Below are 14,899 nucleotides of genomic sequence, written 5' to 3'. Positions count from 1 at the left end.
GAACGGTTAGATGTTTTGAATGCCAAGCTCGTCGTACCCTGAGAGTGCGCAGGGAACGCGCGTGAAGACGAAGTCCTCGAGATGCGCGAGCACGATCTCGGCGGTGGTGTAGACGAGGCACCCCGGCAGCATATGGCCACCGAACATTTTGCCTTGCCCGTCCGAGAGCGAGATGTGGACATGGGCGCCGGTCGGCTCGACGGTGCCGACCATCGACACGATCTCGAAATGGCCTTGCGACAGCGTGCCGCCCGGCTGGTTGGCATAGCGGATCACCGCATCGGTCAGGCTGCCGACGACGGTGACGATCGCCACCGCCTTGAGGTCGTTGTCGCGCACGAAATCCTGCACGGCCTGCAGCACGTCGGTGCCGGGCACGAGGCGCATTGCGTAGCAGCGCGCCCCGCTGGACAAAGCGGTCGTCATGTTTCAACTCCATGGGGAAGATCGGCGAGCGCCAGCGCCGCTTCGGCCGCGGCCAACGGCACCGGGCGCAGTGGCATATGTGGCCGGTTGTAGCCGGCTTCGGCTGCCGGTTTGCCGAGCGCGCTCGCAACGAGATGAGCAAGGCCTGAGCCGCAGACGCGGCCCTGGCACGGGCCCATCCCGGCGCGGGTCCACATCTTGACCGAGAAGACATCGCTTGCGCCATCGGCGATGGCGGCCTTGATCTGCGCCCGCGAGACGTCCTCGCAGCGGCAGACAAGCTCGTGATCGGGAAGTGCGTCGGCGATATGGGCCGGGAAAGGAAAAAGCCGGGCGAGCCTGGCGGCGAAGGCGCGCGCCTGGATCATATCGCGATGCAGCTTGTCGATGCCGAAATGAGGCAACGGGCGTCCGGCCGCTTGCGCGGCATGGAGGCCCGCGAGCCTGCCGCTGAGGCGCGCCGGGCGGAAGCCGCCAATGCCGGCCGTCTCGCCGGCGGCGAACAGCCCCGCCACATCGGTCGCCTGTGTCCGCGCATCGGTCACGCAATACCAGCCGCCCAGCGCATCGTCATGGCGGTGTGCCGCCTTGAGCAGGCTGGTGAAGTCGATGACCGGCTGGAAACCATGGCCGACGCACAGGCAATCCACATTGTCGATGGTGAAGGCGCGGGATTTGTCCGGCAGGCCGTTCTGTCCAAGCGGCGCGATGCGGACCGCTTCGACACGCTCCTTGCCGAGTGCGGCGATGATGCCATGTCCGGTGTAACGATGCGCGCCGGTCGCCCGCAGGCTGCGCAACAGGCCGAGCGCCTCGCCAAGACGGGATGGATGGCTGATGAAGAGATCGATCGTGCCGATGCCCGGCTTCTGTCTTTCGACATAGGCACGCAAGGAAATTTCGGCTTTGGCGAAAGTGTCGGCGACGGCGAAGAGGAAGGGGCCGGTTCCGGCCAGCACGATATTTTGGCCGGGGCGTGTGCCATTGGCTTTGACGAGACGCTGCGCCGCGCCGGCGCTGATGACCCCTGGCAAGGTCCAGCCCTCGAAGGGGATTGGGCGTTCCATGCCGCCCGTCGCCGCGACCACCGTCTTGGCCCTGACCGTGATGGCCTCGCCCTTCTGATGGGCAAAAATGACAAAACCAGGCTCGGCCCAGAAGATCTCGGTTTCGAGCAGCATCCGGACGCCGAGCGCCTGGCAATGCGCGATGGCTTCACGGCCCTGCCTCACTTGTGGAGCGGCGTGGAATGGGCTGTCGGATGCCGCCGGCTGCATGGTGTATTGCCCACCGGCACGGGCGAAAAGATCGATGCAGATAACATCGGCGCCGCTTTCGCGTGCCGCTGCGGCGGCAGCAAGCCCGGCCGGACCGGCGCCGACCACCAGCACGTCACAGGTGAGGAGCCGGGCGTTCACGACGCCACCTCGACCACCATGCCGTCGCGCACTTGCGTGATGCACGCGCGCTGCGTCTGGCCGTCGATCGTGACGACGCATTCGAAGCACACACCCATGCCGCAATAGAGGCCGCGCGGCGCCTGGAGCCTCGGGCTTACACGCAACGCCGGTCGTTGCCGATGCAGCACGCTGGCGACCGTGACACCCGCTTCGGCCTCGATGGGCGCGCCGTTGATAAGGAGTGTGACCACGGGGCTCATGGCTTGCCTCCGGCGAAACGGAGCGGGTTGTAGAAACCGTCGCGCGCGTCCGTCGCCGCGCGGGCCGCCCGGCTGATCAGCTGGGCGAGGAACAGCGCGCGGGTGAAGCCGGTGCCGTTGTCGCCGGCGGCGATGAGAAGGCCATCCTGGAGGCGTCCGGCCATGAAGCGGTCATCCGGTGTCACCCCTTCGAAGCGCACCCAGGAACGCAGCATGAGGATATTGGCGAGGCTCGGAAACAAGGTGGTGAGCATGGCGATGGAGTCGCGCACGAAACGGCGCGGTACTTCATTGATACGGTCTTCCGCGCCGGCCGGCGTCTGCTGCGGCGCCATCACGGTGTTGAACAGGATCTGGCCGCTCGCCGCCTGCTGAATCTGGGTATAGCCGCTTTCGACGCCGCCGGCGGATTCGCAGGCCCCGATCACCCGGCGTATCGAGGGCGGCAGGCGCACCGAGGCGAGGCATTGCGCTTGCCGTGCCACGATCGGGACAGTGAGGCCGATGCTGCGCGCGACCCTGGCGCTCCACGGGCCTGCGGCCAGGACGATATGGCCGGCGCTGATGTCGCCGCGCGACGTCCGGACGCCGGTGATGCGGTCGCCATCGAGCAGGAGACGCTCGACCGGCGTTTCGGCGAAGGCCATGACGCCGGCTCGTTTGCCGTCGGCCAGAAGGGCGCGCACGGCGAGGAATGGATTGACGGTCGCCGAATCCGGCGCCCAGGTCGCCGCATGGATCGGCCCGGTGAGCAGCGGCTCGACCTCTTGCGCCTCTTTGGGCGACAGAAGCTCAGGCGCGAGGCCGGCGGCCCGCTCGCCGGCGATCCAGCGTTCGGCGATCGCGACATCTTCCGGCTTCAGGATGAAACGCAGCTGGCCGCTGCGGTTATATTCGAAGCTGTCGCCGAGCTCCTCCGACAGCGACTGCCACAGAGCACAAGCCTCGAGGAGGATCGGCAGTTCCTCGATATTATGCATATGCGTGCCGAGACAGGCGAGGCTGGCGCCGCTGACCGCGCCGCCAAAGGCCTTGGCCTCAAGCAGCACCGTCTTGAGCCCGTCCTTCGCCGTTTGGCGCGCCACGGCAGCGCCGACGACGCCACCGCCGACGACGACCACATCCGCAGCCTTGGGCAGGCTCTCGCTCAAGCCCAGTTCCTTCCCCGGAAGGCTTCCGGCGCCGCTTGCCAGAAGCGCGCATCCCCAGTTTCTTCACACGGCACGCTCTTGTTCTCGACCTCGGCCATCGCCTGGGCGGCGCGCGCCACATGGCGAGGATCGGGATAACCCAGGCCGTGGCTCAGCGTGGCACCACGGATGGCGAGCGCGCGGATATCGGCGAGCTGCTGGCGATGCTCTTCGTCGCTCATATCCGGCCGAGCCTCACGGCACGCTTCGACGGCGCGTTCGGGCTCGCTGAAGGCGATGGTCCAGCCTTCGAGCACCGCATCGACGACGGCCTGCACGGCCGCCGGTTTCTCGGCGGCGAAATCGCGCGCCACGACGAGGCCGTCCTTGATCAGCGAGCAGTCGTAATCGCGCGCCGAGAAGATCGTCAGCGCGTCGTGGCCCAGCGCTTTCTCGACCACATGCAGCTCATGATAATTTGTCATCTGCGCCGAGGTGAGATCGCCCTTGAGGAAAGGACCGACCGTATCCGGCATGGCGATACGCTCGACCGCGTCGGGGGCAAGGCCGGCCCGCTGTAGCATCCAGCGCAGTTCGAGATCTTCGTGACCGGGCCATACGCCGATCTTGCCGTTCTTGAGATCGGTCGGCTTGGTGAAGCCTTTTGTCTTGCGCGCCGGATAGACGAGTGGACTCTCCTGCTGGATGGTCAGGATGAAGCGCAGCTTCTCCGGTGCCCGGCTCTCCAATATGTGAGCCGGGCTCGCGACGGACATTTGCGTGGCGCCGGAGAGGACCGCCGCCACGTGTTTCATGTTGAAATCGAGGCCTTCGCAGACGATCTCGACGCCGCTTCTGCGCGCCAGGCCAAGTTTCTCCGCCAGCAGAAAGCCCGCGAATTGTGCCTGTTTGTGCCAGAGAAGACGGATGCGAACGGTCGTCATGGAATGCCTGTTGTCCTTTATTTGCAGTCGAGCGTCTTGTAGTCGGCGGGCGCCTTCTCCCAGAACGCGTTGGTGAAGGCCTTGTTCAGATCGATCGGCTGATCGATGAGTTTGGCGCCGACCAGGATCTTCTGCGCCACTTCGTAGATTTTGAGCTCCGACTTGCCGAACTCACCTTTCAGCGTCGGGCCGGCGCAGAAGAGATCGCCCATCGCCTTGATCTGCTCGACCTGCTCGTCGAGCTTGAGCTCGCTATTGTATTTGAGCACGATCTCGGCCGCCGCCTTCGGGTCGGCGAGCGCTTCCTTCCAGCCGCGCAAGGTGGCGTCGACCACCGCCTGCACCGCTTTCGGATTCTCCTGGATCTGCTTCTCGGTGGTGAACAGGCCGCCGCTGACCAGCGAGGCGTCATCGGGCGGATCGATGAAGACGAGATCTTCTTTCTTGAAACCCTGGCGATAGACCTGCAGCAACTCGTTATAGAGCGTGACCTGCATGACTTCGTAATCCTTGTTGAGCCAGCCGATGATGTCGTAGCCCTGGCTGATGATTTTCACCGCCGACTGGTCGATGCCGGCATTCGCCAGCATCGCCAGGAATTCCTGTTCGTCGCCGCCGAACCACAGGCCGACGCTGTGGCCGGCCATGTCCTTGATCGAGGTGATGCCGCTGTCCTTGCGGGCGATATAGGTGGTGGCGCTTTTCTGGCCGTGCTGGCTGATCATGACGAGCGGTGCGCCATTGGCGCGCGCCGAGATGACCTGATTGGCATGGCCGATGCCGTAGGTGTCGGCGCCGGTGGCGACCGTCACCGAGGCCTTGATGTCCGGGCCTGCCGGCTGGAGCTGCAGGTCGACGCCCGCTTCCTTGTAATAGCCTTTCTCGAAGGCGACGATCGGGCCGGCGAACTGGCCCTGCATCACCCATTCGAGGCGCATGGTTTCGGCCATGGCCGGCAGGCTCGCCGCGACGAGCGCCGCCGTGGCAAAGAGCGTCTTGAGAAATCTATTCATTTGCTACTCCCTAGTTGCTTGTTATCGGTTGTCCTGCGCCGAGGCGTGCCACGGCACGAAGATGCGTTCGAGCAGAGCGATCAGCGCGAAGAAAGCGATGCCGATGAGCGCCGACATGAGCATCGCGGCCCACAATCTCGGCATGGCCAGCGTGCGGTAGGACGTCATGATGACGAAGCCCAGGCCTTTGTCGGCCTGCACGAATTCGGCGACGATGGCGCCGATCACCGAGAAGGTGACATTGAGCTTCAGCCCAACGAAGACATAGGGCAGCGCGCTCGGCAGGCGCATCTTGAAGAAGCGCTGCGGGCCGTTTGCCGCCGCGATATGGAACACGTCCATGATCGTGCGGTCATAGGATTGCAGCCCCTTCATCATGTTGAGCGCCAGTGGGAAGAAGGACAGGAACGCCGTGACGGCGATCTTCGAGCCGATGCCGTGGCCGAACCAGATGATGATGATCGGCGCCACCGCGACCACCGGAATGGTGTTGGCGGCGATCACATAGGGAAGCAGGCCACGGGCGATGATCTTCGAATAAGCGAAGACCGTGCCGAGCACGGCGCCCATCAGGGAGCCGATGATGAAGCCGGCGACGGCTTCATAAAGCGTGATGCCGGCATGGCCGAAAAGCGGACCGGGATTGGTGGTGATCGCCAGCCAGATGCTCGCCGGCGAGGGCAGTATGTAAACCGGAATTTCGAAGACCGCGATCAGGCCTTCCCACAGGATGACGATGGCGATGAAGGCCGCGACCGGAGGCCAGGCCAGGTCGACGAAGCCGTTCGGCCGCAGAAGCTTCTGAACCGTATCCGACATCACATATAACCCTTTTCCAGCTCGCGGTTGCCGAGGCGGACGAGGTCGTCGAAACGTTCGTCATTGCGCACTTCGAGGCCGCGTGGGCGCGGCAGGTCGACATCGATAAAGCGTGAGATGCGGCCCGGGCGCGGCGTCAGCACCACGATACGGTCGGAAAGCAGCACCGCCTCGCGGATCGAATGGGTGACGAGCACCACGGTGACGCCGGTCACTTCATGGATGCGGGCGAGTTCCATATTGAGCCGGTCGCGGGTGATCTGATCGAGCGCGCCGAAAGGCTCGTCGAGCAGCAGGATGCGCGGATTGGTGGAAAGGGCGCGGGCGATCGCCGCGCGCTGGCGCATGCCGCCCGAAAGTTGACGCGGCCAGGCTTTCTGGAAGCCATCGAGGCCGACAAGCTGGATGAGTTCTTCCGCCTTGCGTTCGCGTTCGGCTTTCGGCGTGCCGCGCAATTCGAGCGGCAATGCGATGTTCTCGCGGATGCGGCGCCATTCGAGGAGCGCCGCGTCCTGGAAGACGAAGCCGATCTCACGGTCGAGGCGCGCCTCGCGCGGCTCACTGCCGCCGATCAGCACCTTGCCGGTGCTGGGCGACAAAAGATCGCCGATGATGCGGAGGAGCGTGCTCTTGCCGCAGCCGGACGGGCCGATGAGCGAGACGAATTGGCCCTTGTCGATGGCGATGTCGATATCCTGGAGCGCATTGACCAGCACCTGGCCAGGTGCGCCATAGGTAAGCGACAGGCCGGCGATGCTGACGAAGGCTTCCGGCGCCGGTGGTGGGACGCGCCGCGGCTCAGCCATAGCGATGGCCTCCGGCGAACCAGTCGCTGAACTGGGCTTCGGTGCGCACCACGACGCTGCTTTTGGTCAGATAGCTCTTGAGTGCGTCCCAGCCATTTTCCTTGCCATAGCCACTCATGTCATAGCCGCCCCAGATCGAGCGTGGATCGTTCTTGTGATGGTCGTTGATCCAGGTCACGCCGGCGCGGATTTTGCCCGCCACGCGATGTGCCCTGATGATGTCACGGCTCCAGATGGCGGCGCCGAGCGCGAAGTCCGAGTCGTTGGCAAGCGCCAGGGCGTGCTCCTCGTCGCGGAACGGCGTGACGCTGACGACCGGGCCGAACACCTCGTCGCGGAAGAGCCGCATCTTCGGCGTGACATCGGCGAAGACGGTCGGCGGCACGAAGAAGCCGTCGCTAAGATTACTTGAAAGCGCCGGCCGCTCGCCGCCGACGAGCAGGCGGGCGCCATCGGCCTTCGTTTCGGCGATGAAAGCGAAGCAGCGGTCGCGCGAGGCAGCCGAGATGACGGGCCCGATATCGGTATCCGGCAGGGCCGGATCGCCGATCTTGAGACGTTTCACCCGCTCGGTCAGCTTGGCGATGAACTGTGGATAGATGGAGTCCTCGACCAGGAATCGTGAGCCCGAGACGCAGGTCTGGCCGGCCGCGACGAAGGCTGAGAACAGCGCGCCGGCAACCGCTTCGTCGAGCTGGCTGTCGGCGAAGATGACGACTGGCGTCTTGCCGCCGAGCTCCAGCGTGCAGGGCACCAGCCGTTCCGCGGCTGCGGCGGCGACGCGTTTGCCGGTGGTGGTGCCGCCGGTGAGATCGATGCGCGCAACTTGGGGATTATTCACCAGCGCCGCGCCGGCGGTGGCCCCGCCGGTGACGACATTGACCGCCCCGGCAGGCAATCCCGCTTCGCGCGCCCATTGGGCGATGAGCAGCGGCGAAACCGGCGCCAGTTCCGACGGCTTGATGACCAGCGTGTTGCCGGCGGCAAGGGCCGCCGCGAGTTTCTTCACCAGGATGAGAACCGGGTGGTTCCATGGCGTCAGCAGCGCGCAGACGCCATAGGGGCGGTATTGCGTATAAGTGAGGAAGCCGCCTTTGACGCGGTTCGCTTCGCCTTCGAGGCCGAGAATGATGCCGGCGAAATAATCGAGCCATTCCGGAATACGGCCCATTTGCGCCCGCATCTCGCGGATCGGCCTTCCGGTCACGGCAGATTCGAGCTCGGCCAGGCCGTCCATGCGTTCGGCGATGATCCGTGCGAGCCCACGCAGCAGGCGGGCGCGTTCGGCCGTGTCGGTCGCCGCCCAGGCCGGAAAAGCCGCTGCGGCCGCATCACAGGCCGCCGCCACATCGTGATCTGTTGCCTCGGTGACGGTGGCGATCAGCGTGCCCGTGGCGGGACTGCGCACTTGCCGACGCTCGCCGGTGCCGGTCTGCCATTCGCCAGCGATATGAAGCTTGAAATCCCGAATGTCGGTCAAAGGCACGGACGCGCTCACATTCTTGGCCTTTCTCCAAGGCGGGCCGCGAGGTTTTTGTGCGGAGCGTCGGGAATGAATTGCATCAGGGCGGCATTTCCGTCATAATTTGTGCGTACGTCGTGTATACACGAAGCCTAATGACTCAGCGTAGCGATTGCAAGCCCATTGGAGCCGATCTCACCAGGAGTCTGGAAAGCACCCGCGCGGGGGCGTTGTGGATGTGCTCCAACATATTGATTCGGCGCGATTCCTGCAGCGGGGTGTTCCCACGCCGCGGCAAAGCGCGCTACACAGGAAGAATACGGGGAATCACATGAAGAGTGTTCTTGCCGCAGCGCCAGGGCCCGCGAAGAAGGGAAGCCCGCGTAAGAAGGGCTGGGCTCTCGGCAGTGATATCGGCGCCGATCTCGAAACGCAGATCATCGAAGGCCGCCTGTCCCCGGGCGCCAAGCTCGACGAAGTCACCATCGGCAATCATTATTCCGTGTCGCGCACGCCGGTGCGCGAGGCCTTGCGGGCGCTCGCCGCCAAGGGGCTGGTCGAATTCCAGCCGCGCATCGGCGCCATCGTGGCGCGCCCGACGGTCGGCGAGGTGATGGACCTGTTCGAGGTCGTGGCCGAACTCGAAGGCGTGGCCGCCCGTCTCGCGTGTGAGCGCATGGATGAAGCGGATGAGAAAGTGATCGTCGAGACGCACCACGCCTGCATCGAAGCCGCCTCATCGCTCGATCCCAAGAAATACTATCAGACCAACGGGCAGTTCCACGAGGCGATCCAGAAGGCCGCTCACAATCAGATGCTGAGCGAGCAGATCGAGCATTTGAACAAGCGCCTGTCGCCCTATCGCCGCTTCATCACTTTCCGCCCAGGCCGCACCGAGACGGCGCTGCGCGAGCATGAGGAAGTCTTCAGCGCGCTCCTCAAGCGCGACGGCGCCGCCGCCTCGACCGCCTTGCGCGATCATGTGCGGGTGCTGGCGGAAGATACGCTGGCCTTGGCGCGAAGCTTGAAGTTCTGATCTCTGGCCGGGGATTCCGCTCCTTACTTGACCAATCTCTTGCCGTTCCGATCAACGATGACGCAGGTATGCGTGTTGGTGGCATCCAGAAAGGCATCACCGCCGGCGGCTTCGTCACAAGCGAACAGGGCCATCTCTTCGCTGTCCAGCATGGTTTCGCCTTCCGGATACCACGACCACACGCCGGTCTTCGCGGCTGCGATGGCCTTGGGATGTTTGAAGTCCTGATATTGCTTCAGATCTGCGGGCGTGATGTAGGGAAATTTCACATCTTTGGTTTCATTGCGCTGCACGGTGATCGGCTTGACCTTCAGGAATTTGCTGACGGCGTCGCGAACGCCGGGCCACCAAAGCGCCGCGTAGTGACCCAGGCCGGCGACCGAGACAGTCGTCATCTTGCCGTCTCCGTCTACCTTCCTGCAATAAGAGGCAAGTTGCTTCGCTGATCGCGCATTCCAGATGGACGCGTCCTTGGTGCCGGCGATGAACATGATCGGCGTTCCCTCGCCGGCCCGATAGGTCCTGGCGGCGCCGAACCCACATGGCGCGCCGGTTACGATGATGCCGTCCAGCCTTTCACCCAGCGCCTGAGCGACATAGCCGCCCTCCGACTGTCCGTGCACATAGATCGGCTCGCCCGGATATTTCTGGCGAATGGTGGCAAGGGTGCGCAAGGTTTGCGCGATGCGAAATTTGACATTGCGCGATTGCACATCGATTCCGAACTCCCCGGGATCGCCGCACATTTCCGGACCGCGCGGTTCAACGAATGAGTTGGGGAGGACGACCCGAAAGCCGTTGGCGCGATAGAAGTTGATCCAAGACCGCAGCCAGCCGCCGACATCCTGGAGTTTATTGCAGCCATGGAGAAGAAGCAGCGTGCCGCGCCGCGGCATGCTGGTGGCTTCCCACTTGCCTCCGTAGTCATAGGGGAGGTCCGGCCCGCTGGCTGCGGTGCCGAAGGGGATGCCGACGGGACTGCCTTTGCCGGTTCTTTCGCCGTCGACATCGAACAGGACACAACGCCGTTTCGCCAGACTCTTGTAGGGCGCGGTGCGTAATACCTGATTGCAACCGGCAAGCGCGGCTTTGCGGGCGGCCGCGGCCGATGCCAGACCGTCGATGTTGCTCCAATAACCGCCCGGCCCGACCGCCAGTGCCTTGTGCTTCTTGCGCTTCGAGTAGCTGTGTATGGCATAGAACTCGGCGATCGCCGATATGTGGATATCGTCGTCATTGGGCGATTGAGCGAAGCCGGCGGTTGCGGCGAAGATGTTGAAAAGCACGGAGAGGACGACGCACACTGATCCAGACAGAAAGCGGCGCATGCATGTCACCTGGTTGCTCAGGAAGCCCTGAGATGGCCGATAACAGCATAGGGCGAGCAGGCAATCAATCACAAATCGGTATCAGTAATCCAACATGTGAGTTGGCAAGCGGCGGATCGGTCAACCCTTGACCCCATAATAATCCCAGTCTTCCGAAATTCCCTTAAGTGTGCGGCGTCCGGCCGGCGTGAAAGCGATACCGGACCCCACCACGAGGTCCTTCACGGTGCGCGAGACGAGTGTCTTGCCCGGGCTCGCTTCGGCCATGATCCGCGGGGCATGACCAGGAGACTAACTTATTAGTGCGAAACCGCCAGACTCTGTTCGATAGCCAGCACCAGCCGGTCGAAGCCCCATCCAGTGCCGCTGCTGCGGATATCGGCATCGGCAGCATCCGCGAAGACGGCCTGCTCGGTGTAGGTCATGCGTGTCTGCTGGTCCGCTGGTGTGAATTCCACCGTGACCAGCGATGCCGAAATCTGCCTCGTGCCGCTGTTCATGGCATAGCCATAGACGATACGTTCGGTCGGCACGATGTCGAAATAGGTGGCGCGGAAGCCGTTCTCGGTGCCGTCCGGTGTTCGCCAGCGCACCCGTTCCGAGCCGTCGATGCGGAAGTCGAGGTGATCCTCCTCGACCGTCCAGTCCGGATGGCAGCTGGTCCATTGCCGCTTGTTTTTGTGTTCCGACCAGAAGCGGAAGGCATGGCGTGGGCTGCCCGGCAGGTCGCGCTCGATCACGAAATTCGTATGGTGGACAAGAAGACCCATGTCAGTCGTCTCTCTCAGGTGTTTCGGTCATGGCCTCGACCAGGCGGTCGAAGGCCTTGTTCATCTGGGCTTCGCGCTGGCGCACCCACTGCGCGACGGAAGTGAGCGCATCGGGCCGCATGCGGTAGGTGCGCACCCGCCCGGCCTTTTCCGAGCGCACCAGGCCGCCATCCTCGAGCACCTTGAGATGCTTGAGCGCCGAGGGCAGCGCAATGGCGATCGGTTCGGCCAGCTCGCTGACCGTGGCCGGCCCGCGCGAAAGCTGCTCCACCATGTTGCGCCGATAGGGATCGGCCAGCGCATGGAACAGGCGGTCGAACTGCTCTGGTCTCATCATCGCCTCCTATCCGTTGAGAAAGCGCGCCGGCATCGCCTCGCGATAGGGAAACATCGAGAAATAGGGCCGCGCCTCGGCGATGACGCGCTGCACCGACGGGCGCTCCAGCAACTGCTCCAGATAACGGGCGAGGTGATGCTGTGTGTCGCCGAAAGGCTGCACGATCGAGGCATAGAAGAGCGCCGGGGCCGCCGCGCAGTCGGCGAGGGTGAAGTCATCACCGCTCGCCCAGCGATGCGCCGACATCTGCCCCTCGATCATGCCATAGGCCGTGTCGAGCAGGCGGCGCGCCTCGGCCACGCCATACGGATCGGACTGACCCTCGGGGCGGATGCGGTCGGTGACGATCTTGCCCACCGGCACATTAACATAGAGATCGAAGAAGCGGTCCCACAGCCGCGCCTGAAGCCGCGCTTCAGGATCGGCCGGCAGCAGGGTGACCGGCCCGGGATAGTGATCTTGCAGATATTCGATGATGATGCTGGTCTCGGGGATGACGCGCTTCGCCGCCGCATCGAACAGCACCGGCATCTTGCCCACCGGCCAGCGCTCTATATGGGCCGCGGCCGATCCCGGATCGCCGAGATCGACCATCTCGGCCCGAAACGGCGTGCCGTTCTCATAAAGTGCGATCAGCACCTTGTGGCAGAAGGAGGCGAGCGGGTGGCTGTAGAGCGTGAGCGACATCGGCTGTACCAGATAGTTTCCGAATTCGGAAACTATAATGCCAATATCCGGCGCTCACGCAAGTAAATAGTTTCCAAAATAAGAAACTATTACCCGGCGACTTACCGCGTCTTGTTCGATCCGTTGAAGCCCGCCTGCCGCAAGGCGTCCGCCAGCGCGCCACCGGCGGAGGAAGATGACTTGTCCTTGCCGCCTTGCGGGCCGGCATAGCCGCGCTTCGGCGTATTGCGGTCGCCGGCGCTTGAGTTACGCGTCGGCTGGCTGCCCACTTCATCGTCGAGCCGCATCGTCAGGCTGATGCGTTTCCGCGGCTTGTCCACTTCGAGGATCTTCACCCGCACGATATCGCCGGGTTTTACCACCTGGCGCGGGTCTTTCACGAAGGTCTTCGACAAAGCGGAAATATGCACGAGGCCGTCCTGATGCACGCCGACATCGACGAAGGCGCCGAAGGCGGCGACATTGGTAACCACGCCTTCGAGCACCATGCCGGGTTCGAGATCGTTCATCGTCTCGATGCCGGCCTTGAACTCCGCTGTCTTGAAGGCGGGGCGGGGATCGCGGCCGGGTTTCTCCAATTCGCGCAGGATATCGGTGACGGTCGGCAGACCGAATTTTTCGTCGACGAAGGACCTGGGCGCGAGGCCGCGCAGCACCGGCGCATTGCCAATCAGGAGTTTGATGTCGTTCTTGGTCGCCTCGATGATCCGGCGCACCACTGGATAGGATTCGGGATGCACGCCCGACGCATCGAGCGGATCATCGCCGCCATTGATGCGCAGGAAGCCGGCGCATTGCTCGAAGGCCTTGGGACCGAGCCGCGGTACTTCCTTCAGCGACTGGCGCGAAGCGAAGCGGCCATGCGAGTCGCGATGGGCGACGATATTCTGTGCCAGCGACTCGCCGATGCCGGAAACGCGCGCGAGCAGGGGCGCCGACGCGGTATTGAGATCGACGCCGACGCCGTTCACGCAATCCTCGACCACCGCATCGAGCGAGCGCGACAGTTTGTATTCGCTGAGATCATGCTGATATTGGCCGACGCCGATCGATTTTGGATCGATCTTCACCAGCTCCGCCAGCGGGTCCTGCAGTCTCCGCGCGATAGACACGGCGCCGCGCAAGGTCACATCGAGGCCGGGCAATTCCTCAGAAGCATAGGCCGAAGCGGAATAGACCGAAGCGCCCGCTTCCGACACCACGATCTTGTTGAGCTTTGGATTGGCGAGCCGTTTTACCAGCTCCGTCGCGAGCTTGTCGGTCTCGCGCGACGCGGTGCCGTTGCCGATGGCGATCAGCTCGACTTTGTGCTCGAGCACCAGCTTGCCGAGGATGGCGAGAGACTCGTCCCAGCGCTGCTGCGGCTCATGCGGAAAGATGGCGGTCGTCGCGACGACCTTGCCGGTGGCATCGACCACCGCCACTTTGACGCCGGTGCGGAAGCCCGGATCGAGTCCAAGTGTCGGCCGGGCGCCGGCGGGGGCCGCCAGGAGCAGGTCACGCAGATTGGCGGCGAAGACACGCACCGCTTCTTCTTCGGCCGCCGTCCACAGCCGCAGGCGCAGATCGATCGACAGAGTGATGAAGATCTTGGTGCGCCAGGCCCAGCGCACCGTTTCGGTGAGCCATTTGTCGCCGGGGCGCCCCTGGTCGATGATCGCATAGCTGCGCATGATGCGCTGCTCATAGGTGCTGACCGTCGGTCTTGTCGCCGGATCGTCCGGCTCGACGATGAGGCTCAGAATCTCCTCGCGCTCGCCGCGGAACAGCGCCAGCACGCGATGCGACGGCATCTTGGTGAAAGCTTCCGAGAACTCGAAATAATCGCTGAACTTGGCGCCGGCTTCCTTCTTGCCGTCGCGCACTTCCGACTTGAGCCTGGCATTGGCCCACAGCTCCTCGCGCAAGGTGCCGATGAGATCGGCATTTTCGGCGAAGCGTTCGATGAGAATGGAACGGGCGCCATCGAGCGCCGCCGCCACGTCGGCGACATTCTTGTCGGCCGAGACATAAGGCTCGGCGGCGACCTTGGGATCGTTCGAGGGATCGCTCAACAGCAGGTCGGCGAGTGGCATCAGGCCGGCTTCCTTGGCGATCTCGGCCTTGGTGCGGCGTTTGGGCTTATAGGGAAGATAGATGTCCTCGAGGCGGCCCTTGCTGTCGGCGGCCATGATCTGGGCCTCGAGCGCGGCGTCGAGCTTGCCTTGCTCGCGCACCGACTCGAGGATGACCTTGCGCCGGTCCTCGAGCTCGCGCAGATAGCGCAGACGCTCCTCCAGCGTGCGCAATTGCGCATCGTCGAGCGAGCCGGTGATTTCCTTGCGGTAGCGCGCGATGAAGGGCACGGTGGCGCCGCCGTCGATCAGCTCGACCGTGGCGGTGACCTGCTGCTCCCTCACATTAAGTTCTTCGGCGATGCGCGCGTGAATGGAAACCACTGATGACACCTCTTCGACTGGATGGGCGAGACTGCCGCCACAT

Annotated in this window: 16 protein-coding genes; 1 reads left to right on the top strand and 15 read right to left on the bottom strand. The window is 63.9% G+C overall.

What is annotated here, in order from left to right:
* Positions 1-6: 6 nt before the first annotated feature.
* From JHL16_RS28025 to JHL16_RS27985, 9 genes are read right to left on the bottom strand one after another with little or no spacing between them, the layout of a single operon-like run.
* Positions 7-426, bottom strand: coding sequence for a PPC domain-containing DNA-binding protein (locus tag JHL16_RS28025; protein WP_200188182.1), 420 nt, complete (start codon positions 424-426; stop codon positions 7-9).
* Positions 423-1,844 carry an FAD-dependent oxidoreductase gene (locus tag JHL16_RS28020; protein ID WP_200188181.1) on the bottom strand — a complete coding sequence of 474 codons (1,422 nt, stop codon included), beginning with the start codon at positions 1,842-1,844 and terminating at the stop codon, positions 423-425. The genes JHL16_RS28025 and JHL16_RS28020 overlap by 4 nt, the downstream gene beginning before the upstream one ends.
* Positions 1,841-2,086: a (2Fe-2S)-binding protein gene (locus JHL16_RS28015; RefSeq protein ID WP_200188180.1), complete on the bottom strand. Its 246-nt coding sequence runs from the start codon at positions 2,084-2,086 to the stop codon at positions 1,841-1,843. Before JHL16_RS28015 ends, JHL16_RS28020 begins: the two co-directional genes overlap by 4 nt.
* Positions 2,083-3,237 carry an NAD(P)/FAD-dependent oxidoreductase gene (locus JHL16_RS28010; protein WP_200188179.1) on the bottom strand — a complete coding sequence of 385 codons (1,155 nt, stop codon included), beginning with the start codon at positions 3,235-3,237 and terminating at the stop codon, positions 2,083-2,085. The genes JHL16_RS28015 and JHL16_RS28010 overlap by 4 nt, the downstream gene beginning before the upstream one ends.
* Positions 3,234-4,160, bottom strand: a complete 927-nt coding sequence (locus JHL16_RS28005) for an ABC transporter substrate-binding protein (RefSeq protein WP_200188178.1) — start codon at positions 4,158-4,160, stop codon at positions 3,234-3,236. The genes JHL16_RS28010 and JHL16_RS28005 overlap by 4 nt, the downstream gene beginning before the upstream one ends.
* A gap of 17 nt (positions 4,161-4,177) precedes the next feature.
* Positions 4,178-5,173 (bottom strand): ABC transporter substrate-binding protein, encoded by a 996-nt coding sequence (locus JHL16_RS28000; protein WP_200188177.1) that lies wholly within the window; start codon positions 5,171-5,173, stop codon positions 4,178-4,180.
* Between the two features lie 21 nt (positions 5,174-5,194).
* Entirely contained in the window at positions 5,195-5,992 is a 798-nt protein-coding gene (locus JHL16_RS27995; protein WP_137853910.1) for an ABC transporter permease, read from the bottom strand.
* On the bottom strand, positions 5,992-6,798 hold the full coding sequence (locus JHL16_RS27990; protein WP_200188176.1) for an ABC transporter ATP-binding protein: 807 nt from the start codon (positions 6,796-6,798) through the stop codon (positions 5,992-5,994). The genes JHL16_RS27995 and JHL16_RS27990 overlap by 1 nt, the downstream gene beginning before the upstream one ends.
* On the bottom strand, positions 6,791-8,296 hold the full coding sequence (locus JHL16_RS27985; RefSeq protein WP_200188175.1) for an aldehyde dehydrogenase family protein: 1,506 nt from the start codon (positions 8,294-8,296) through the stop codon (positions 6,791-6,793). Before JHL16_RS27985 ends, JHL16_RS27990 begins: the two co-directional genes overlap by 8 nt.
* A 295-nt stretch (positions 8,297-8,591) precedes the next feature.
* On the opposite strand from JHL16_RS27985, the gene JHL16_RS27980 reads away from it, so the two are divergent.
* Entirely contained in the window at positions 8,592-9,296 is a 705-nt protein-coding gene (locus tag JHL16_RS27980) for a GntR family transcriptional regulator (RefSeq protein WP_200188174.1), read from the top strand.
* 23 nt (positions 9,297-9,319) lie between these two features.
* Here the strand turns inward: JHL16_RS27980 and JHL16_RS27975 are convergent, their stop codons facing one another.
* The 6 genes from JHL16_RS27975 to JHL16_RS27950 all read right to left on the bottom strand — a co-directional run bounded on the left by JHL16_RS27975 (position 9,320) and on the right by JHL16_RS27950 (position 14,856).
* Entirely contained in the window at positions 9,320-10,624 is a 1,305-nt protein-coding gene (locus JHL16_RS27975) for an alpha/beta hydrolase (protein ID WP_200188173.1), read from the bottom strand.
* A 120-nt stretch (positions 10,625-10,744) separates the two neighbouring features.
* On the bottom strand, positions 10,745-10,891 hold the full coding sequence (locus tag JHL16_RS27970; protein ID WP_200188172.1) for a nucleotidyl cyclase domain-containing protein: 147 nt from the start codon (positions 10,889-10,891) through the stop codon (positions 10,745-10,747).
* A 32-nt stretch (positions 10,892-10,923) separates the two neighbouring features.
* Positions 10,924-11,394 (bottom strand): SRPBCC domain-containing protein, encoded by a 471-nt coding sequence (locus tag JHL16_RS27965; RefSeq protein WP_200188171.1) that lies wholly within the window; start codon positions 11,392-11,394, stop codon positions 10,924-10,926.
* A 1-nt stretch (position 11,395) separates the two neighbouring features.
* Positions 11,396-11,731, bottom strand: a complete 336-nt coding sequence (locus tag JHL16_RS27960) for an ArsR/SmtB family transcription factor (RefSeq protein WP_200188170.1) — start codon at positions 11,729-11,731, stop codon at positions 11,396-11,398.
* A 6-nt stretch (positions 11,732-11,737) separates the two neighbouring features.
* Complete coding sequence (locus JHL16_RS27955; RefSeq protein ID WP_200188169.1) at positions 11,738-12,418, bottom strand: glutathione S-transferase family protein; 681 nt, start codon at positions 12,416-12,418, stop codon at positions 11,738-11,740.
* A 101-nt stretch (positions 12,419-12,519) separates the two neighbouring features.
* Complete coding sequence (locus JHL16_RS27950) at positions 12,520-14,856, bottom strand: helix-hairpin-helix domain-containing protein (RefSeq protein ID WP_200188168.1); 2,337 nt, start codon at positions 14,854-14,856, stop codon at positions 12,520-12,522.
* Positions 14,857-14,899: the final 43 nt, after the last annotated feature.

This window comes from Taklimakanibacter albus (genome assembly GCF_016595235.1).
In the GTDB taxonomy this organism is placed as follows: domain Bacteria; phylum Pseudomonadota; class Alphaproteobacteria; order Rhizobiales; family Aestuariivirgaceae; genus Taklimakanibacter; species Taklimakanibacter albus.
This window is presented reverse-complemented; position numbering and strand designations above follow the sequence as displayed.

Excerpts from the sequence above, each read along its gene's own strand:
- JHL16_RS28025 (WP_200188182.1), bottom strand. The coding sequence starts at position 426 with ATGACGACCGCTTTGTCCAGCGGGGCGCGCTGCTACGCAATGCGCCTC.
- JHL16_RS28015 (WP_200188180.1), bottom strand. The coding sequence starts at position 2,086 with ATGAGCCCCGTGGTCACACTCCTTATCAACGGCGCGCCCATCGAGGCC.
- JHL16_RS28005 (WP_200188178.1), bottom strand. The coding sequence starts at position 4,160 with ATGACGACCGTTCGCATCCGTCTTCTCTGGCACAAACAGGCACAATTC.
- JHL16_RS28000 (WP_200188177.1), bottom strand. The coding sequence starts at position 5,173 with ATGAATAGATTTCTCAAGACGCTCTTTGCCACGGCGGCGCTCGTCGCG.
- JHL16_RS27995 (WP_137853910.1), bottom strand. The coding sequence starts at position 5,992 with ATGTCGGATACGGTTCAGAAGCTTCTGCGGCCGAACGGCTTCGTCGAC.
- JHL16_RS27990 (WP_200188176.1), bottom strand. The coding sequence starts at position 6,798 with ATGGCTGAGCCGCGGCGCGTCCCACCACCGGCGCCGGAAGCCTTCGTC.
- JHL16_RS27980 (WP_200188174.1), top strand. The coding sequence starts at position 8,592 with ATGAAGAGTGTTCTTGCCGCAGCGCCAGGGCCCGCGAAGAAGGGAAGC.
- JHL16_RS27975 (WP_200188173.1), bottom strand. The coding sequence starts at position 10,624 with ATGCGCCGCTTTCTGTCTGGATCAGTGTGCGTCGTCCTCTCCGTGCTT.
- JHL16_RS27970 (WP_200188172.1), bottom strand. The coding sequence starts at position 10,891 with ATGGCCGAAGCGAGCCCGGGCAAGACACTCGTCTCGCGCACCGTGAAG.
- JHL16_RS27965 (WP_200188171.1), bottom strand. The coding sequence starts at position 11,394 with ATGGGTCTTCTTGTCCACCATACGAATTTCGTGATCGAGCGCGACCTG.
- JHL16_RS27960 (WP_200188170.1), bottom strand. The coding sequence starts at position 11,731 with ATGATGAGACCAGAGCAGTTCGACCGCCTGTTCCATGCGCTGGCCGAT.
- JHL16_RS27955 (WP_200188169.1), bottom strand. The coding sequence starts at position 12,418 with ATGTCGCTCACGCTCTACAGCCACCCGCTCGCCTCCTTCTGCCACAAG.